This is a genomic window from Roseinatronobacter monicus (assembly GCF_006716865.1).
In the GTDB taxonomy this organism is placed as follows: Bacteria; Pseudomonadota; Alphaproteobacteria; order Rhodobacterales; family Rhodobacteraceae; genus Roseinatronobacter; species Roseinatronobacter monicus.
Genome location: NZ_VFPT01000002.1, coordinates 147,140 through 165,526 on the forward strand (window position 1 = coordinate 147,140; position 18,387 = coordinate 165,526).

Genomic DNA, 18,387 nt, shown 5'->3' on the forward strand with positions numbered 1-18,387 from the left:
ATTTCAGAATGACCCTTTTCAAGAAAATGAGCTTTTTTGCGCTCGCGCTCTGCGCCATGGGGGCCGGTGCATGGTATCTGATGCAGCCCATTCGTGCCATCAGCTACCATATCACCCCCACCGACACCGCTGGCCGCGCCGAGGTGATCTTGCGTATCGCGCGCCCCTTTGACCCGGATGAGCAAGTGGGGCTGGCCCATTATGCCGAGCATCTGGCGTGGTATTCCGCCATTGGCGAGGAGGCGCGCGGCCCGGATCGGCATTCGGGCGCATGGACCAGCCACCGTGCGGTTTTCTACAGCCTGAGCGGCAAGCCCGAAGACCTGCCCGAACTGACCGCCACACTGGCGCGGGTGTTTGACCCGATCACGCTTGCCCCACGTTTTGCCGAAGAAGAGCGCGAGATCATCCATCGCGAGTATCAGATGTTCTTGGGGCAAAACGTAGGGGCGCGCGCGGATGAAGCGCTGTCGGAAATTCTGCACGCGGGTACGCCGCTTGGCCCCTCGATCATCGGCACGCCTGAGCAGATCGGCGCGCTGGATTATGACGCCGCGCGCGCGTGGCACAGCGCCACACACCTGCCGGAAAACGCCGCGTTCATCTTTCGCGGCGATGTCGGGCGCTTGCAGGTCTGGTGCGTCTTGATGGGGTTGCAGCTTGATCTGACGGGCGATGCGCGCACACCGCCCGCCTATGACATGGGGCAGGACCTGGTGCATCTGGCCGAATTCCCCGACCCGAGCGCCGCCCCGCGCATGATCTGGCGGCGGGTGGTGGCGTTGGACACGCCTGTGCCCTACGATCTGCTGGAAGCGCAGCTTGCTCACCTGCGCGCGATGCTCGACACCAATCTGCCCGGTGGGTTGGCGGGGCCATTGCGGTTTGATGCCCGGATTGCGCGCGAGTTCCGGCTTGATCTGACCGCGATTGATGAGCGCCATATTGAACTGCGCTTTCAGGCCAGCCCCGATACAGGCACCAGCCTGCCAGGGCTGCGCGCCGCGTTTGAGGCCGCACTGGACGAAATCGCCGCCAGCGGCATCCCTGTGCCGACCTACACGCGCGTCATGGGGCGGATGGACCGCTATTGGCCCAACTGGAGCGACCGCGACAACACCCGCCGCTGGATGGCCGATTACACAACCGACCGTGTGCTGGCGCTGCGCGATCCGGCATCCAAACGCGTGTTGCAAGAGATCCCGCCACACATCACCCGCGAAAGCGTGAACACTATTCTTGCCGCGCTGTCCCAAAACGGCCGCACGGCCATCGCCTTCATTGCCCCAAAGGAGTTTTTGGAATGATCCGTTTCGCCCTTGCCCTGCCGCTTGTCCTTGGTCTGTCCTTTTGTGACGGCGACAAGACACCGACTGCGTCCGACCAGATCAGCCCGAATGGTACGCCCTACCGCCTGATCCAGATGCCCGGCAATGAGTATGCCGCGATTCTGGCCGCGTGGCCCAATGACTGGGTCTGGGCCGAGGGGCGCAACCCGACCGCGTCTTATATCGGGGCACAGCTTATCCTAGCTGGCGGGGCCGAGGGCTATCCGGCGGGCGAGGTGGTCGAGCGTTTCGCGGATATGGATGCCAATGGCGAATTGCCCGTCAGTGCCGACCATCTTTACGGGATGCTTGCTGCCAAGAAAGGCGATTGGTTAGACGCGATTGCAATCGCCAATGCCCATCTGACACAGCCAAGTTTTGACCCCGACTGGTTCGACCGCATTCGCACAGGGTTCGCGCAGAACATCGCAGAGGCGCAATCGCAGCCGATGCATCAGGGCTTTGATGCGTTGCGTTGGGCGATTCTGGGCGATCACCCGCTCCGCGCCATGTTGTCGCTTGATGACGCAGACGCCTTCGAAAACCTGTCGCTGGAGGATCTGCGCGCATGGCACAGTGCCACAGTCACGGGACGGCCCGTTTCTGTTGTAATCACCGGCGACATTGCGCCCGAGCAGGCAGGCGCAGGGCTTGACGCACTTCTCGCAGGGCTGCCGGAAGGGAGTTCGCAGGCGCGCGAGATCGTGCTGGACTATCGCCCGCGCCAGATATTGTTGCACCTGCCGGATGTGACCGAGGCACATCTGACCTTCATCGCCCCCCTGCCTGCCACGCGCCTCGGCGGGGATCTGGAAGACCTGATCCTTGCCACGGCGTTTGGGGGCGGTGAAGACAGCGTCCTATTTGCCGCCGTGCGCGACGGGCTGCGCGCCAGCTACAGCTTTAACGCCGGACTGGCCAACTACAATCGCGAAAACCGCTTTGTGATAATGACCGGTGCGTTGGAGGCCGCCAAACTGGCCGAGGCTGTCGATGTCGTGCGCGCAGCTTACACGGGATTTCGGGACAGTGGCCCGGATGGCGATATCAAGGACCGCGCCGCGCCCTTTCGCGGCGCATTCGAGCAAAGCCAAAATTATGTCGTGGACCAGGGCCATATGGAGCTGGAAACGACTTTGGACGGGTTCGCCACCGGCCATTCTCTGACCATGCTGGAAATGGTTGACGCGCTGACCATAAGTGACCTGCGCAACCGCCTTCAGGACCACTGGCCACGGGCACAGGATTTCGTGGTTATCGCCGTGTCACCTGATGCAGATGCCTTGTCGGGCGCTTGTGTGATTACACGGCCCCAAGACGCGAAGGAGTGCTGAGATGATCCCGGCAAAAACCGGCGCTTTCATCTTCATCCGCGCATTGGGGCTGGTCTGGCAGTATCGCGGCTTTGCCCTGCGGGTCTGCCTGCCGATTTATCTGCTGGCCTTCGCCATCGACATATGGATACGCCTGCAGGTCATGGGGGAAATCACGCGCGGCCCGCTGCAATGGCATGTCAATGATCCCTATGTCGGCGCGCCTGAAAACGGGGCATCGCTGTCGCAGATCCTGACAATCTGGGTCGTCTGGCTGTCGAGCCTGATCACAATCGCGATCCTGTGGCACCGGCATGTACTGGGCGCGCATGGCGTGGGGCCAATCGCGCCATTGGGGCTGCGTCATCCGATCAGCTATCTGGGGAAGTTGGCAGGCGCTACCATTTTGGGGGTGTTGCCAGTGGTGCTGATCTTTGGATTCGCGGTCTCTATTCTCTCTGTCGATTTCGCCCAGCATCAGGATGATGCGCGCCTTCCGGTATCATGGCTGTTCTTTGGCGCAGCCATCAGCATCATCGCGGGCTGGGTCATCATGCGCCTCAGCCTGGCGCTACCGGAGGCCGCCATCGGGCAGAAAGGATCCATCTTCGACAGCTGGTTCGAAACCCGCCCGCTGGCAGGAGCGTTATGGGTCGCCGCAGCGTTCGAAAGCGGGCTGTTAACGGCGGTGGAGCTTTTAGGGGCAGGAGCAGCGCGCATAGATGTCCGTCTGGCCTATCTGGTCGAAAACCTGACATGGTTCGTTCCGCTGATGGTTGGTATTGCCATTCTGACACTGCTCTATGAGCATTTGTATCATGGTCGGTCCCTGCGTGGCACCAGTCTTTCGGGGGACACATGAAGCGCAAAAAAATCGGGTCCATCCCAACAAAGGTACGTAACCCACCACAGGATTTAACTACGTTTGGTGGACTTCGGCATGGTCCGCGCATAGCTGTTTGATGCGATCTGTTGGGAAGTATCGATAGAACGCTGTTCGTCCGATCTTGAGCTGATCGATTACATCTCCGATGAACGGGTAGTTTTCAGTGTCTTTGAGCATTGCCTCGGCATGTTTGATGGTTTGCTCATTCATAGCCCTTGGCCGTCCACCCCGTCGCCCACGTTTTGCAGCGGCCTTGAGACCGGCACGGGTATTTTCGACAATCAGTTCCCGTTGAAATTCATCAAAGGCAGCGGTCATGTGGAAGAACAACCGACCTTCGGGTGTGCTGGTATCGATGTTTTGGGTAAGCACTTTCAATGCGATGCCACGTTCAGCGATATCTGCGGCGGTTTTGATGACTTGCGTTAGGGATCGCGCCAAACGCGATAATTTCCACACAACCAGAGTGTCGCCTTCCCGCAGATATTCGAGGGCTGCTTTGAGTTGGGGACGTTCCCGGTGAGAGCCGGATGCTTTCTCTATGTAGATTTTTTCACAACCCGCAGCCTGCAATGCATCCATTTGCAAAGCAGGGTTCTGATCCATGGTTGAGACACGAGCGTATCCGATGAGCATGATATTTATTCTTATACTCCGAGTCCTGTGGAACCCGAGTTTTGCTTGACGGTTCGGTTTGATTGGATTCTGATGGGTTCATGCGTATTGAGCCGAAATTCCTGACATCTTCAGAACGTGCTGAGCTGATGTCCTGTGTGCGACGCCATCGCGAGGATCACGGTGTTGCGCGTCGCGCCAATGCGATTTTGCTGCTGGATGAGGGCAAATCCTGCCAACTGATCGCCGAATTTCTTTACCTTGACGATGATACGGTTCGTCTTTGGTACAAGGCTTACCGCGAAGGGGGCTGGGACCTCCTATCCACTGATGGATGGAAGGGCGGTCAATCCCGGATGACCTCGGCTCAGGAGGCCGAACTCAGCGCGTGGCTGGAGGATCGTTTTTGTCGTTCGACGACCGAGGTCCGGGCCCATATCTCCGCGACGTATGGCTTGGAGTATTCCCATTCTGGCTGCATCAAGCTTCTGACGCGTCTGGGGTTTGAGTATCGCAAGCCGAAGGGACTTCCGCGCGTTGCGCCTGCCGCAGCACAAGCCGCCTTCATCGAGATGTATCAGCGCTTGCTGAACGAGTTGGGGGCTGATGAAGCTGTCTATTTCGCAGATGCCGTGCATCCGGAGTATCAGACGAAACCGGCTTATGGTTGGGTGAAGGCCGGGACAAATCCTGCCGTGCAGACCACAGCAGGGCGTGGGCGTGTGAACATCCATGGTGCACTGAACTTGGAAACATTCGATTTGTCGTTTGTCGAGCCGATTACGGTAGACGGGATCAGCGCTGTCCAGCTCTTGGCCAAAATCGAGGCATCCAACCCTTACAAGCGCCTCATCCACGTGATCTGGGACAACGCGGCGTATCATAAAGGGCAAGAGGTGCGAGACTTCCTTGCAAGGCCGGACTGCCGCATCCACTTGATCCCATTGCCGCCATATTGCCCACATCTCAACCCGATTGAACGATTGTGGGCCGTCATGCACCGCTGTGTCACACACAATCAGTATTATCCCACGCAAAAGCAATTTGCCGATGCGATACTCGCATTTTTTCGAAAAACCCTCCCCAACGAATGGCGGAGCTTCCGCGACACCATCTCCGACAACTTCCGTGTCATCTCACACGACAATTTTCGGGTTTTCGCGTAAGGCGGGTATATACCAATCAGCATTGATCAGAACTCTTGAGCCCAGTCGCGGGTTCCAATGGAGGTGATTGTGTCGGGCATGCTGACCAATTTGTTCCAAGCCTTGCAGCAATGATCTACGATGTCTTCATAGGTTTCGAAGATGAGGTTTGATAGCCAGTTGTCTCGCATGAATTGCCAGATGTTTTCGACTGGATTGAGTTCTGGGCATTTTGCGGGGATCGGGATGATGGTGATGTTGTCCGGAATGACCAGCTTGTCAGTCATGTGCCATGCGGCTTGATCCACGAGCACAGCCCCATGTGCTTTGGGTGCGACAGTTTGGGAGATTTCAGCAAGATGCAGGGCCATCGCTTCGGTATTGCACGCTGGCAGCACAAGACCTGCAGCTTTCCCGAGGGCTGGGCAAATCGCTCCAAAGATGTAGCTTGAACTCGTGCGCTGATCATGTGGGGCGGAAGGTCGCGTACCGCGCTTCGCCCATCGGCGCGTGATCTTGTTTTTCTGGCCGACACGCGCTTCATCTTGGAACCAGACTTCGATCACAGTGCCTTGCAGGAGCCGTGCGCGGAGCTTTGCTACTGCGGCTGCAAACCCTTTTTTTTAAAGTCCTCCAGTGCGGCTGTATCTTGCGCGTGATGGCGCGGGCGTGCTGTGAGTTTGACATAACCAAGCGCCCTGAGTTCCCGGCTTATCGACGTCTCGTGAAGTGAAATCCCAAATGTGTCTGCAATCCATTTCCTCAGATCACTCAGGCGCCAGCGGACGACCCCATGGACCGATAAGGTCGGACCGCTCTCAACAATTGCAGCAAGCGCCCTGCGCTGCTCATCGTTAAGCTTAGACTGCTGACCAGGAGCTTTGCCGTTGATCAAGCCGTCAGGCCCGCGGGCATTAAACCGCTCCACCCAGTCACGGACAATTTGTAGGCCAACACCACCAATCCGAGCAGCATCGCTGCGCCGACCGCCATCATAGATCTCCGCCAGCGCCAAAAGCCTGCGGGCTTGGTTGGCATCCTTTGTCTTTCGCGCAAGTTCTCTCAACTTCATGCCGTCGTAGTCTGTCCGTAACGCGAGCGCTGCGCCCATAGAGAGGCCCTCCCCAGAAAATCTGACGCCATTGAGTCAGATCTTCATAGATTTGGGAATCCCAAAACCCTCAGAAGAGTCAGATTTCGCGAGACTTGGTATTATACCAATCAGCATTGATCAGAACTCTTGAGCCCAGTCGCGGGTTCCAATGGAGGTGATTGTGTCGGGCATGCTGACCAATTTGTTCCAAGCCTTGCAGCAATGATCTACGATGTCTTCATAGGTTTCGAAGATGAGGTTTGATAGCCAGTTGTCTCGCATGAATTGCCAGATGTTTTCGACTGGATTGAGTTCTGGGCATTTTGCGGGGATCGGGATGATGGTGATGTTGTCCGGAATGACCAGCTTGTCAGTCATGTGCCATGCGGCTTGATCCACGAGCACAGCCCCATGTGCTTTGGGTGCGACAGTTTGGGAGATTTCAGCAAGATGCAGGGCCATCGCTTCGGTATTGCACGCTGGCAGCACAAGACCTGCAGCTTTCCCGAGGGCTGGGCAAATCGCTCCAAAGATGTAGCTTGAACTCGTGCGCTGATCATGTGGGGCGGAAGGTCGCGTACCGCGCTTCGCCCATCGGCGCGTGATCTTGTTTTTCTGGCCGACACGCGCTTCATCTTGGAACCAGACTTCGATCACAGTGCCTTGCAGGAGCCGTGCGCGGAGCTTTGCTACTGCGGCTGCAAACCCTTTTTTTTAAAGTCCTCCAGTGCGGCTGTATCTTGCGCGTGATGGCGCGGGCGTGCTGTGAGTTTGACATAACCAAGCGCCCTGAGTTCCCGGCTTATCGACGTCTCGTGAAGTGAAATCCCAAATGTGTCTGCAATCCATTTCCTCAGATCACTCAGGCGCCAGCGGACGACCCCATGGACCGATAAGGTCGGACCGCTCTCAACAATTGCAGCAAGCGCCCTGCGCTGCTCATCGTTAAGCTTAGACTGCTGACCAGGAGCTTTGCCGTTGATCAAGCCGTCAGGCCCGCGGGCATTAAACCGCTCCACCCAGTCACGGACAATTTGTAGGCCAACACCACCAATCCGAGCAGCATCGCTGCGCCGACCGCCATCATAGATCTCCGCCAGCGCCAAAAGCCTGCGGGCTTGGTTGGCATCCTTTGTCTTTCGCGCAAGTTCTCTCAACTTCATGCCGTCGTAGTCTGTCCGTAACGCGAGCGCTGCGCCCATAGAGAGGCCCTCCCCAGAAAATCTGACGCCATTGAGTCAGATCTTCATAGATTTGGGAATCCCAAAACCCTCAGAAGAGTCAGATTTCGCGAGACTTGGTATTAAAACCTATTTACGCAACCGTATCGGAACTTGTGTTTCAGAACAAGGTAACTGTGTATGAGTGACTAGTCCTGCGATTCACTCGATTTGCGGATAAAGCCGGATAAGCTTTGTGCGCGCGTCTTGAGTTGTGAACTGCCAGTTGGTTTTGGCGCGTTGGGAGTTGCGATTTGTTGTCCATGCATCGACTTCGGCCTTCAGCATAGTTTTGTCCGGGATGCGCCGGGCCAGACATTGGCGAGCGAGGACGCTGAGTTCACATTCAGCGATGTTGAGCCAAGACCCATGTTTTGGCGTGTAGTGCCATTCGAACCGTTGTGCGATGCGGCGCGCTTGGGCAGGCGGGAAAGCCTCGTACAGCGATGCAGGGTTGTGGGTGTTCAGATTATCCTGCACGAGATCGATCTTTTCGGCATAGGGAAAGTGGAGATCAGCCAGATCGCGCAGGATATGGGCATAATCGATGGCAGTGCGTCGATCGCGTATCTCGACGTGGCGCCAGCCCTCCAGAGGAGCGAATAACATGAACAGGCTGGCGACACCTGCGCGTTCATATTCGTAGTCATGGCGCGCCTCGCGCCCTGGCTGCATGGGAATGGGTGTGCGGGTCTCACGGGTCAATTGTTTGCTGGTCTCGTCCAGACAAACCAGCGGACGGTTTTGATCGTGTGGACGGGTGTAGACGTCCAGCACATTCTCCATGGCCGCCACGAAACCAGCGTTGGCTTTGGGTGGGATTACCCAGTACCGGTTCCGGTGCGGTTTGAGCGCGTTTTTTTAAGCGTGCGTTGGATTGTGGTATCACTGGCCTGCTCAACAATGCCCAGTTCGACAACCCGCTTTTCCAACAACCTGAGTGTCCAGTGCGTATATCCTTCGGGTGGTTCGGAACAGGCAAGCGCGATCAGCTTGGCCTCGGCTTGCCCATCGAAGATCCGAGGTTGTGAAAGCGACGCTGGAACTTTGCGCGCTAAAGTCGCCTCAAGCCCTTCCTCCACAAGTTGGCGCCGGGTGCGGAAAACAGTCGAGAGACTGGTCTCTAATGCCTCGGCAATGCGCGCATCTTCCCATCCCGGGCCATCAGAGGACACATCCGCCTTCAGCAAAATCCGCGCCTTCAGCAGTCTGTAGGCGGCTTGCCGACCCGTTCTGATCATCCCTTCAAGGTGTTCACGCTCCTCTGTCGTCAGTCGAACTACATACTTCGGCTTGCACCCTCTTGTCATCATCTCACCCCCAGAAAGCTGCTACGCTCCACAGAGATTCAGGAAAAATCAAAGCTGTCAAATACCCCGAAGCGAGGCACTAGCTTTAATCCCGTGTTGCGTTCTGACGTGTTGGCATTCCCAAAACGACGGTTTTCAGAACATCAATTTTTTGGAGTGACCATGGCCAGAATGCGGATTCTTACCGCCATTGAACAATACGCGTTTGATCAACCACCCGTCTTTGATCACAAGGAACGCAAGCAGCTCCTGACTCTCCCCAAAGGGCTGATGGATATCGCAAAGGGCCTGCGCACGCCTGATAGTCAGATCGGCTTCCTGCTGATGTGTGGGTATTTCAAAGCCACAAAGCGGTTTTATCAGCCCCAGGATTTTCGCGACCGCGACATTGCAGCAGCAATACACCAGTTGAAATTGACTGAAAGCGCATTTGAACCGACCCAATATACGGAGACAACCCGCCTGCGTCACCAACGTCAAATTCTGGATTTCCATGGGTTTGCGCCGTTTGATCAAAGTGCGAGCTATGCCCTCGCTACCGAGGTCGCGACAATGGCACGGATGCATCTCAAGCTGCGTCTGATCTTTGATCGCTGCGTGGACTTCTTGATCCAGCACCGTGTGCAGGTGCCATCCGCCTATCGGCTGAATGATCTAATCCGCGCCGGTCTGCATGATCGCAAAGCAGAGCTGATTGCATTGATGGACAGTCAGTTACCCGCCGAAGCGCGGCACCTGCTCGATGATCTGTTCACGGCTCCTGACGATCAGAACCGGTATCGCCTGACCCTTCTGAAGAAACTGTCACAATCGACCAGCCCCTCAAGAATCAAAGAGGCCGTGGCCGATTTCGAGGTCCTGTCAGAGTTGCATGATCGGCTGGACGCCGTTCTCTCAATACTTGACCTTGGCACAGCCGGTATCCGGTATTTTGCAGGCAGTGTCCTGCGATCGGAAATCTTCCAGATGCAGCGCCGGGAGCGAAACGACCGTCACATCCATGCAGCCGCCTTTGTCGCCCATCAGTTCTATCGCTGTCAGGATAACATAATCGATCTCTGGTTCAGCGTGATGGCGTCGTTCAAGTCAGCGGCTTCTCGGGACTATCAGGAAGCCCTGGTGCAAGAACGCAAGGATCAGCAGCGGCAGATCGGCATTGTCATTGAGGGTCTGGAGAGAGCCGTCTTCGGTGTTCTGCGGGATATCCGCAGCGTCATGGCCGCTGCCAACCTGTCAGACGCAGAAAAGATCACTGCAACGCAGGCCCTTCTCGATCAAGGCAAGACAGACGATTTCAGCCGGCTCAAGGATGATCTGGCTGCAACTACCGGTGAAGCCGGTTGGCATGACATTCTGGAAGCGCGATCTGTGAAGCTGCAAAATCGCCTCAGCCCCTTGCTGCGGGCACTCACCTTTATGCCATCCAGTCGGGCGGCAGCGTTGCTGGAGGCGGTTGATCACTTCAGAAACGATGGGGATTTGTCCGCCAACCACGCGCCAATGGGTTTTCTCGACGCTGAACAGCGGGCGGCTGTTATGCGAGGTGATGGCTCTTTCCGGGTATCGCTCTACAAGGTATTTCTGTTTCAGGCAGTCACCGCTGCTATCAAGTCCGGTGATCTGAATGTCGAACGCTCGTACAAATACCGGCCCATGGACGCCTATCTGATCGACAAGAACCGCTGGCACCGGGAAAAGGCCCGGCTGTTGGAACGCGCAGGTCTAACGGAGTTTGCTGCTCCTGAACCCATTCTGGCGAGGCTGAATGCGGCACTCACGGAACAATACAAAGCAACCAACGATCGCGCGGCGGGTAATCCCCATCTCAAACTGCGCAAAGACGGTACATTCCACATTGCCACCCCGGCGCTTGATGCCCGCGACACTGATCCATTGGGCGATCTTTTTCCGCAGCGCCATGACGTGACACTCGCGCAGGTGCTGGAGACCGTCAACAATCACTGCAGCATGCTGCAATCATTCAAACACTGGCAGCAAACCCATGTACGACAGGCTACATCGCATCCCGCGTTGCTGGCTGGGATCATGGGACTGGGCTGCGGGATCGGCGTGCGCAAGATGGCAAGGATATCGTCCAGCGTCACAGAAAGCGAACTGGATCACACCGTGAATTGGCGCTTCTCACTGGAAAACATCCGGGCGGCCAATGATGCCGTGCTCAAGGCCATGGATGAAATGGAGTTGCCGAATCTTTATCGCCAAACACGGGATCAGCTCCATACCGCAAGTGACGGTCAAAAGTTCGTGGTGCGCGGCGACAGCCTGCATGCCAGCCGATCATTCAAGTACTTCGGGCAAGGTCAGGGGGTCAGCGCCTACACCTTTGTCGACGAGCGCAACTTCCTCTGGCATTCCTTGATGATCAGCGCCGCAGATCGCGAAAGCGCCTATGTGATCGACGGGCTCATGCACAACGACGTCGTGAAAAGCGATATTCATTCCACCGACAGCCATGGGTACACGGAAGCTGTCTTCGGGCTGACCCATCTGCTTGGGTTTTCATTTGCCCCACGTATCAAAGGCATCGGCAAACAGACCCTCTATATCTTCAAACCAAAAAACCAGGCCGATCCCGACTGGGTCATCCGACCGGACAAGACCATCAATGAGGACGCCATTCGCGACAACTGGGATGATCTTCTGCGCCTCGTGGCCACCATCAAACTCAAGGAAAACACCGCCTCCGATATTTTCCGGCGGCTGAATTCCTACTCGCGCCAGCATGCCTTATACCAGACCCTGAAAGCCTTTGGGCAGATCATCAAATCCCTCTTCATTCTGCGCTATGTCGATGGGCTGGCGCTCCGACAGGCCATCGAAAAACAGCTCAACAAGGTCGAACTCGCCAACCGTTTCACCCGCGCTGTGGCAGTCGGAAACCCACGCGAATACACCCAGACCGAAAAGGAAGAACAGGAGATCGCAGAGGGCTGTAACCGGCTGATCCGGAACTCCATCATCTGCTGGAATTATCTTTACCTCACCAGACAGGTCGAAAAGGCACCGGACGTCGGGGCCAGGGAAATTCTGCTGCGCCTGATTGCAGCCCACTCCCCCATGTCATGGGCTCACATCAACATGCTCGGCGAGTACGACTTCTCAGAAGAAAAGCTCCGCGACACGCTCGGTATCCTGCCCCCGAAAAAAGCAGCGTAGAAATGAAGTGAAAACAGGAGGACCAAAATCAACGAAAAGCGCATGAATGCAGGTCAACGCAGAAATTCCTGTGGTGGGTTACGTACCTTTGTTGGTATGAACCCGACTGGCCGCTGATCCTCCTACTCTGGACAACGGGCCTCCTGGTCGCATCGCAATTTGCCAAAGTGACCCTGACGCTGGACAGCTTGAAGTTAATCTATGCCGGTGCGCCAGTCGCCTATGCGGTGTCCGGTGTGGCGGTAGTGGGAATCTTGGGCGGGGCCATGGCGGGGTTCGTGGTGGCGCGGTTTGGACTGCGCCATGCAGTGCTCTGGGCCTGTGGGCTCTCGGCATTGCTGGCGCTGGCTCAAGGGCTGGAACTGCCGTTCTGGGCCTATATGACCCTGCGGATCGCTGAAGGGGTCGGGCATTTGCTGTTTGTCGTTGCCTTGCCGACCCTGATGGCCTCGCGGGCGCGCAAGACAGACAAAAGCGTGGTTATGGGACTTTGGGGCACGTTTTTCGGCGTCGGCTATGCGCTGATGGCGGTAGTTGTGCCGCCGGTAGAGGCTTGGGGCGGGCTGCAGGCGGTGTTTGTCGGCCACGGGCTTTTGCTTGTTGCGGTGTTTCCCTTGCTGTGGTGGGCCTTGCCGCGTGGCATCATGGCAGAGCGCACGCCTGTGCCCAACCCTGTCGAGATCCACCGCCGGATCTATACCAACCCGCGGCTGGCCGCATCGGGGCTGGGCCATGGCACCTACACGGCGCTCTTTATCGCCCTGGTGGCGTTTTTACCTGCCGCAATGGGGGCCGCGTGGCTTCTGATGGTGCTGCCGGTAGCCAATCTGCTGGGTACCTTTGCTGCGGGTTTTCTGTATGCGCCGTCTGCGTCCCATTGATTTGAGGTCTTTCGCCATTTCTGTCTCGGGCCGATAAATCTCTGACTGATATTGTTGGAGGATGCTATGGCGGATGGAAGTGGATTCGATGGACGGCTGGGGCTCGTTGAGCCTGTTCGGGGCAACCGTCGTTGGCCAGATGATGTGAAAGCGCAGATTGTGGCAGAGAGTTTTCAACCTGGTGCGCGCGTTGTGGACGTTGCGAAACGCTATGACATTGTCCCACATCAGTTGTCAGATTGGCGGCGGATGGCGCGTGATGGCAAATTGGTTCTGCCTGCGGATGTCATGACAGCAGTCAGTGATGCAACCCTGTCAGCCGATAAGTCTGAGCCTGCATTTGTGCCATTGGAAGTTGCAATGACACGACAGGGCGCTGGCAGCATGTCAGGGTACGGTGAACGCGACGAGACGTGTGATGAGATAACGGTGACGATTGGATCTGATGTCATTATCCGCGTTCCGGCCAGTGCTGCTGTGGCGCGCGCGGCTGAATTGATCCGTTTGGTGCGGGGGGTGTCGTGATTGTTGCAGGGCAGCGACTGCCGATTGTGATTGCGACAAAACCAGTGGACTTCCGTCGGGGACATGACGGTCTGGCCGCTACAGTGCAAAACGAACTGGGGTTGGATCCGCATTCTGGCCTGACGGTGGTGTTCCGCTCCAAGCGTGGTGACAGGTTGAAAATCCTGCTCTGGGATGGCACCGGACTGGTGCTGATTTACAAGCGGTTGGAGATTTCCAACTTCGTCTGGCCCAAAATCCAGGACGGCGTCATGCAGCTGTCTCGGGCTCAGTACGAGGCTCTGTTCGAAGGTCTGGATTGGCGACAAATGGTGCCCAAACGGGTTGCTCCGCCGACTGCGGCAGGATAACTAATACACTGATTATAGTGTTATTTTGCTGGCCATTTCTGACGTTTCTTGGTAGAAATGGTCATGTCAAAACTACTCGATCTCAGCCGATTTCCTGACTTGCCGTCCGAGGTCATCAAGGCCCTCGAGACGCAGCAAGCAGCGCTCGAAAAGGCCCAGTTCGAGGTCACTGTTGAGCGTGCAGCACGTCTGCATCATCAGGCGGAAGCCGAAGAAAAAGGTGCGCTGGTTGTCACGTTGACCGCGCTGGTCGAGAAGCTGGAAAGTCAGGTGGCCGACTACCGGCGCACAAAATTCGGACCCAAATCCGAAAAGCTGACCCCTGATCAGCTGGAGCTGGCACTCGAAGATCAAGAGACCGCCATCGCCGAGACGCAGGCGGAAATCGAGGCTGTTCAGGCCGCGCTCGAGAAAAAATCCCAAAACAAGAGCAAGGCTCCGCGCAAACCACGCAAGCCTCGCGCCCTTCCAGAGGGCTTGCCCCGGGTCGAGCGCGTGATTGAACCCGACAGCATCGCGTGTCCATGTGGTTGCGGCGATATGGTCAAGATCGGAGAGGATCGCTCGGAGCGGCTGGATATCATTCCCGCCCAGTACCAAGTCATCGTCACCGTGCGTCCAAAGTATGCCTGCCCGAAAGGCCGCACGGGCGTGACCCAAGCCAAAGCTCCTGCGCATCTATTGGAAAACAGCTGGCCGACCGAAGCCTTGCTGGCCCATATCAGTGTAGCCAAATTCTGTGACTTCAACCCTTTGAACCGGCAATCCGTAGCAATGGCCCGCAATGGCGCCCCAATTGATCGCGCCGTCCTGTCAGATTGGATGGGACGCACAGGGGCACTGCTTGCCCCTGTGGTCGATCACATGGCGATGGTTCTGCTTAAGGGCAGCACGCGGCTTTACGTCGATGAAACAACAGCGCCAGTACTTGATCCTGGTCGCGGCCAAACCAAGACGGGATATTTCTGGGCCGTGCTGCGAGATGATCGTGGTTGGAGCGGATCATCCCCACCTGGTGTCGTGTTCCACTATCGACCCGGGCGAAAGGGGGAATACGCGGCAGAAATCCTCAACGGCTTCAACGGCACAATCCAGGTTGATGCCTATGGCGGGTATAGCGCATTGGCGACGCCCAAGCGGGTGGGTGGCAAGCCCTTGAAACTGGCCTATTGCTGGTCGCATGGGCGAAGAGCCTTGATTAAAGCCCAGCCGAAAGCGGGATCGCCCATCGTTGATGAGGCTCTGGTGCGAATTGCAGCCCTATATAAGATTGAGGCCGAAATCCGAGGGGCGCCACCCGAGCAGCGTAGGGCCGTCCGGCAGGATCAATCCCGTCCACTGGTCGATAAATTCTTTGCCTGGCTCAATGCCCAAGCCGGCCGGGTGTCGCGCAAGTCCGAACTGGGCAAGGCTCTGGCCTATATGCTCAGCCGACAGGATGGCTTTTGCCTCTTTCTCGAGGACGGTCATGTGGACATGGATTCCAACCTGGTCGAAAACGCGATCAGAACCCCCGCAATGACAAGGCGCAACACACTTTTTGCAGGTCACGATGACGGTGCCCGTTCTTGGGCGCGCTTCGCGAGCCTGATCGGAACTTGTCGCATGAATGGCGTCGAGCCATACGCCTATCTACATGACCTATACACAAAGCTGGCCAATGGGCATCTCGAAAAAGATATCGATGCTTTGATGCCATGGGCCTATGCTGCCGCCTCACAAAGGAGCTCGCCCGGGACTCCCTGACGAGCTCAAAAACGCGCCAACCCAAAGCATGTCAACCCGCGCGCATCGAAAAAAACAATGGGTCAGAAACGGCGCATACGGTTTTCTTGCCCGCCATGTGGCCGCACCGCGCATTGTGGTCTGGGGGTTTGGTATTTCGGCGCTACTTTTCGCAGCGATGGCGGTGAGCGGCCTCCCCACCCTAGCAGTGCTTGCATTCTTGGCCACAGGCGTCGTGGCGGGGGGTAATTTTGCTGCTATACCCCTGCTGAACAACGCCCCGCGTGATCAGGCATTGGCCAACGGGGCTATGGCGCAACTGGGCAATGTCGGAACATTCAGCGGCACGCCGCTCTTTGCGTTGGTGGCGGGCAGCCTGTGGGGACTGGCGGGCCTATCGATTGCCATCTGTATCTTTGGTGTGATTGTCGCCGGATATGTCTATCGCATGGCGGGTCGTGTTTAGTCTTCCTTCAGTTCGCGCAACGTTTTGAGAAATCATAGGTCTACGCATCGCAACTTGCTAGCAGTCTCTGGCTGACCAAGGTTCCCGTGTGCTGTACCAATGGCCGAAAGCATGTCCGAGAAAAGGATCATGCTGACCGCTTCCATTTCAGGCAAGCGGGACGAAGCGTCACGCCCTGCCATTCCCTGTCGCCCTACACCGCGCTCAGAGGATGCGGGCATAATATGCGCAGCTTTCATCAGAACTGCGGCCACTCTCAGTGCATTGCCAAAGGTGACCAGAGTTCAGGCGGCAGAGGTTTCCGTGACCTGCCAAACCCCTTCCCGATCAATCATCGAGAACAGCCGCGCTCCGCTTGCGCTGTCAAAAACATGCACGCGTGCGTCCTGCCTCGACAGGACAGTGGTTCTTGTGCCTTCAGGCAATGAAACATGGGTTTCGCGGTGCAAAATCCGCAGCCCTTCAGGCTTGAGATCGACCGTATACAGCGTTTCCGACCCGAGCGGCTCTGCCGTAAGGCACACCCCTGAGGCCAGCCCATCAGCGGCTTCCGTTCCAGGCGCGAGCCTGACATCTTCGGGCCGGATGCCCAGCGTGATTTTCTGCTCTGGTCCGGACAGGCGCGCAGCAAGCGCTGCTGCCACGTCTCCAGACAAAGCCAGCTTCCAGCCATCGCCCTGAAGCGAGACATTCCCCCCAGACGCGGTGGCGGTTCCCGGCATCAGGTTCATGGCAGGGCTGCCGATGGTGCGCGCCACAGCCATGTCGGCTGGCAGCAGATAGACATCCTGCGGTGTGCCAATCTGTGCAATATTGCCACCAGACATGACCACAATCCGGTCGCCCATGGTCATCGCCTCGACCTGATCATGGGTGACATAAAGCGCGGTCGAACCAACACGGCGCTGAATGCGCTTCAATTCGGACCGCATGACCACACGCAAGCGCGCATCAAGGTTCGACAATGGCTCGTCCAGCAGCAGAACATCGGGGTTACGCACGATGGCGCGACCTAGGCTGACGCGCTGCTGCTGGCCGCCCGACAGACCGTCGGGCGTCTTGTCCAGATGCGCAGACAACTCGAGCATCTCAGCTACCTCGGTCACGCGGCGCCGGATTTCATCACGTGCAACGCCAGACGATTCCAGCGGAAAGGCAATGTTCTGGAACGTGGTCTTGTGTGGGTAAAGCGCGAAATTCTGGAACACCAGCGCCACGCCGCGCTTGGCCGGATGCAAGTCGTTGACCCGCTTGTCGCCCACCAGAATTTCGCCATCTGAAATCCTCTCCAGCCCTGCCACCATCCTCAGGGTGGTGGTCTTGCCGCAACCAGATGCACCGACCAGAACCATCAATTCACCCGGTTCAATCCGGAAATTAATCCCCTTCACAGCATGAATGTCACCCGGATAGGTTTTCCACAGATCGCGCGCTTCCACAGCTTTCGTCATGTCTTATCCCTTAGAGCCGCTGACCGCCACGCCGCGGACCAGATGTTTTTGCCCGATGATGAACATCAGCACCAAGGGCAATATCGAGATGAGAACCGCTGACATCAGCAGGTTCCAGAGCACTGTTTCCTGGTCGGAGAAATCAGCGAGTGCTGTCTGGATCACCTTCATATCCGAGGTCGAGGTCATGACCAGCGGGATCAAAAACTCGTTCCAGACAGCGGTGAAATTGAACATGGCTATCACCGCCAGCGCAGGGGCTGCCAGCGGCAGATAGATCTTCCAGAAGATTGCAAATTCATGCGCGCCGTCCATGCGCGCAGCCTCGACCAGATTGTCGGGCAACATCTTCATGAAGGAGGTCATGAGATACGTGCCATAGGCCGTGGCCAGAAACGGCAAGATCATGGAGGGATAGGTGTTCAGGATACCAAAGCCGCCCGAGCCGAAAAGGTCATTCCCCCCCGCCAGCGGAAAGCTGCGGAACATGATGAACAGCGGAATAATTGTCACATGCACCGGGACCATCAGTGTTGCCAGGATCAGCAGGAACATGGTCGTGCGCCCCGGAAAGCGCATCTTGGCAAAGGCATAGCCTGCCAGCCCGTCAATGAACACAATTCCGATGGTCGAGATTGTGGCGATCATAAAGGTGTTCCACATCGCGCGCCCGAAATTCGTGACCTCAAACACGCGCGCAAAATTGTCCCAGCGGATCGTGTCGGGCACGAGCACCGGGGGCCAGGCGAACACCTCTGCAGGGCTGGAAAGGGCCAATACAAGGATCATCACGAAAGGTGCAAGAATGACGCCTGAGAGCGCGATCAACGCCATATAGACCAGTGTGCGGCGCGTGTTGCGAACAAGGGGCGGGGAATAATCCAGATCGCTCATGAGGCCCT

At 57.1% G+C, this 18,387-nt stretch carries 16 protein-coding genes; 10 read left to right on the plus strand and 6 right to left on the minus strand.

Annotated features, from left to right (window positions below):
* Positions 1 to 8 precede the first annotated feature (8 nt).
* Genes BD293_RS18665 through BD293_RS18675 form a run of 3 tightly spaced genes read left to right on the plus strand, consistent with a single transcriptional unit; the run spans position 9 to position 3,503 of the window.
* A complete protein-coding gene (locus BD293_RS18665) occupies positions 9 to 1,307 on the plus strand; it encodes an insulinase family protein (protein ID WP_142084916.1) in 1,299 nt (432 codons plus the stop codon).
* Positions 1,304 to 2,662, plus strand: a complete 1,359-nt coding sequence (locus tag BD293_RS18670; RefSeq protein WP_142084918.1) for a M16 family metallopeptidase — start codon at positions 1,304 to 1,306, stop codon at positions 2,660 to 2,662. Before BD293_RS18665 ends, BD293_RS18670 begins: the two co-directional genes overlap by 4 nt.
* Position 2,663: 1 nt before the next feature.
* Complete coding sequence (locus BD293_RS18675) at positions 2,664 to 3,503, plus strand: hypothetical protein (RefSeq protein WP_142084920.1); 840 nt, start codon at positions 2,664 to 2,666, stop codon at positions 3,501 to 3,503.
* A gap of 57 nt (positions 3,504 to 3,560) precedes the next feature.
* On the opposite strand, the gene BD293_RS18680 is transcribed toward BD293_RS18675, so the two are convergent.
* Positions 3,561 to 4,163, minus strand: a complete 603-nt coding sequence (locus tag BD293_RS18680) for a recombinase family protein (protein ID WP_142084921.1) — start codon at positions 4,161 to 4,163, stop codon at positions 3,561 to 3,563.
* Between the two features lie 80 nt (positions 4,164 to 4,243).
* Between BD293_RS18680 and BD293_RS18685 the strand changes: the two genes are divergently transcribed.
* Positions 4,244 to 5,308 carry an IS630 family transposase gene (locus BD293_RS18685; RefSeq protein ID WP_142079384.1) on the plus strand — a complete coding sequence of 355 codons (1,065 nt, stop codon included), beginning with the start codon at positions 4,244 to 4,246 and terminating at the stop codon, positions 5,306 to 5,308.
* Between the two features lie 26 nt (positions 5,309 to 5,334).
* On the opposite strand, the gene BD293_RS18690 is transcribed toward BD293_RS18685, so the two are convergent.
* The 3 genes from BD293_RS18690 to BD293_RS18700 all read right to left on the minus strand — a co-directional run bounded on the left by BD293_RS18690 (position 5,335) and on the right by BD293_RS18700 (position 8,910).
* Positions 5,335 to 6,398, minus strand: a protein-coding gene (locus tag BD293_RS18690) for an IS630 family transposase (RefSeq protein ID WP_142079576.1) whose coding sequence is annotated in 2 segments (ribosomal slippage) — positions 5,335 to 5,910 and positions 5,913 to 6,398 — 1,062 coding nt in all. Because the reading frame shifts where the segments join, the coding sequence is not laid out codon by codon here.
* A gap of 120 nt (positions 6,399 to 6,518) precedes the next feature.
* Positions 6,519 to 7,582, minus strand: a protein-coding gene (locus BD293_RS18695; RefSeq protein WP_142079576.1) for an IS630 family transposase whose coding sequence is annotated in 2 segments (ribosomal slippage) — positions 6,519 to 7,094 and positions 7,097 to 7,582 — 1,062 coding nt in all. Because the reading frame shifts where the segments join, the coding sequence is not laid out codon by codon here.
* A 180-nt stretch (positions 7,583 to 7,762) separates the two neighbouring features.
* A protein-coding gene (locus tag BD293_RS18700) for an IS630 family transposase (protein ID WP_142084307.1) occupies positions 7,763 to 8,910 on the minus strand; the annotation gives its coding sequence in 2 pieces (ribosomal slippage) (positions 7,763 to 8,463 and positions 8,463 to 8,910; 1,149 coding nt in all).
* A 162-nt stretch (positions 8,911 to 9,072) separates the two neighbouring features.
* Here BD293_RS18700 and BD293_RS18705 point away from each other — a divergent pair.
* The 6 genes from BD293_RS18705 to BD293_RS18730 all read left to right on the plus strand — a co-directional run bounded on the left by BD293_RS18705 (position 9,073) and on the right by BD293_RS18730 (position 16,034).
* Positions 9,073 to 12,087: a Tn3 family transposase gene (locus BD293_RS18705; RefSeq protein WP_142084923.1), complete on the plus strand. Its 3,015-nt coding sequence runs from the start codon at positions 9,073 to 9,075 to the stop codon at positions 12,085 to 12,087.
* A gap of 167 nt (positions 12,088 to 12,254) precedes the next feature.
* The gene (locus BD293_RS18710; RefSeq protein ID WP_246086393.1) at positions 12,255 to 12,968 is read left to right on the plus strand and encodes an MFS transporter; all 714 of its coding nucleotides are present in this window, start codon (positions 12,255 to 12,257) and stop codon (positions 12,966 to 12,968) included.
* Between the two features lie 66 nt (positions 12,969 to 13,034).
* Positions 13,035 to 13,493, plus strand: a complete 459-nt coding sequence (tnpA, locus tag BD293_RS18715; protein ID WP_142079748.1) for an IS66-like element accessory protein TnpA — start codon at positions 13,035 to 13,037, stop codon at positions 13,491 to 13,493.
* Positions 13,490 to 13,843, plus strand: coding sequence for an IS66 family insertion sequence element accessory protein TnpB (gene tnpB / locus BD293_RS18720; protein WP_142079749.1), 354 nt, complete (start codon positions 13,490 to 13,492; stop codon positions 13,841 to 13,843). The genes tnpA and tnpB overlap by 4 nt, the downstream gene beginning before the upstream one ends.
* Before the next feature lie 63 nt (positions 13,844 to 13,906).
* Positions 13,907 to 15,589: an IS66 family transposase gene (tnpC, locus tag BD293_RS18725; RefSeq protein WP_142079750.1), complete on the plus strand. Its 1,683-nt coding sequence runs from the start codon at positions 13,907 to 13,909 to the stop codon at positions 15,587 to 15,589.
* 163 nt (positions 15,590 to 15,752) lie between these two features.
* Positions 15,753 to 16,034, plus strand: coding sequence for a hypothetical protein (locus BD293_RS18730; protein ID WP_142084926.1), 282 nt, complete (start codon positions 15,753 to 15,755; stop codon positions 16,032 to 16,034).
* Positions 16,035 to 16,318: 284 nt separating this feature from the next.
* Here the strand turns inward: BD293_RS18730 and BD293_RS18735 are convergent, their stop codons facing one another.
* Together BD293_RS18735 and BD293_RS18740 are read right to left on the minus strand one after the other, a co-directional pair.
* A complete protein-coding gene (locus BD293_RS18735) occupies positions 16,319 to 17,485 on the minus strand; it encodes an ABC transporter ATP-binding protein (protein WP_142084928.1) in 1,167 nt (388 codons plus the stop codon).
* 3 nt (positions 17,486 to 17,488) lie between these two features.
* Positions 17,489 to 18,379, minus strand: a complete 891-nt coding sequence (locus BD293_RS18740; protein WP_142084930.1) for a carbohydrate ABC transporter permease — start codon at positions 18,377 to 18,379, stop codon at positions 17,489 to 17,491.
* Between the last annotated feature and the right edge of the window lie 8 nt (positions 18,380 to 18,387).

Coding starts and splice junctions, on each gene's coding strand:
- BD293_RS18675 (WP_142084920.1), top strand. CDS start 2,664: ATGATCCCGGCAAAAACCGGCGCTTTCATCTTCATCCGCGCATTGGGG.
- BD293_RS18665 (WP_142084916.1), top strand. CDS start 9: ATGACCCTTTTCAAGAAAATGAGCTTTTTTGCGCTCGCGCTCTGCGCC.
- BD293_RS18705 (WP_142084923.1), top strand. CDS start 9,073: ATGGCCAGAATGCGGATTCTTACCGCCATTGAACAATACGCGTTTGAT.
- tnpC (WP_142079750.1), top strand. CDS start 13,907: ATGTCAAAACTACTCGATCTCAGCCGATTTCCTGACTTGCCGTCCGAG.
- BD293_RS18740 (WP_142084930.1), bottom strand. CDS start 18,379: ATGAGCGATCTGGATTATTCCCCGCCCCTTGTTCGCAACACGCGCCGC.
- BD293_RS18685 (WP_142079384.1), top strand. CDS start 4,244: ATGCGTATTGAGCCGAAATTCCTGACATCTTCAGAACGTGCTGAGCTG.
- BD293_RS18680 (WP_142084921.1), bottom strand. CDS start 4,163: ATGCTCATCGGATACGCTCGTGTCTCAACCATGGATCAGAACCCTGCT.
- BD293_RS18735 (WP_142084928.1), bottom strand. CDS start 17,485: ATGACGAAAGCTGTGGAAGCGCGCGATCTGTGGAAAACCTATCCGGGT.
- BD293_RS18670 (WP_142084918.1), top strand. CDS start 1,304: ATGATCCGTTTCGCCCTTGCCCTGCCGCTTGTCCTTGGTCTGTCCTTT.
- tnpA (WP_142079748.1), top strand. CDS start 13,035: ATGGCGGATGGAAGTGGATTCGATGGACGGCTGGGGCTCGTTGAGCCT.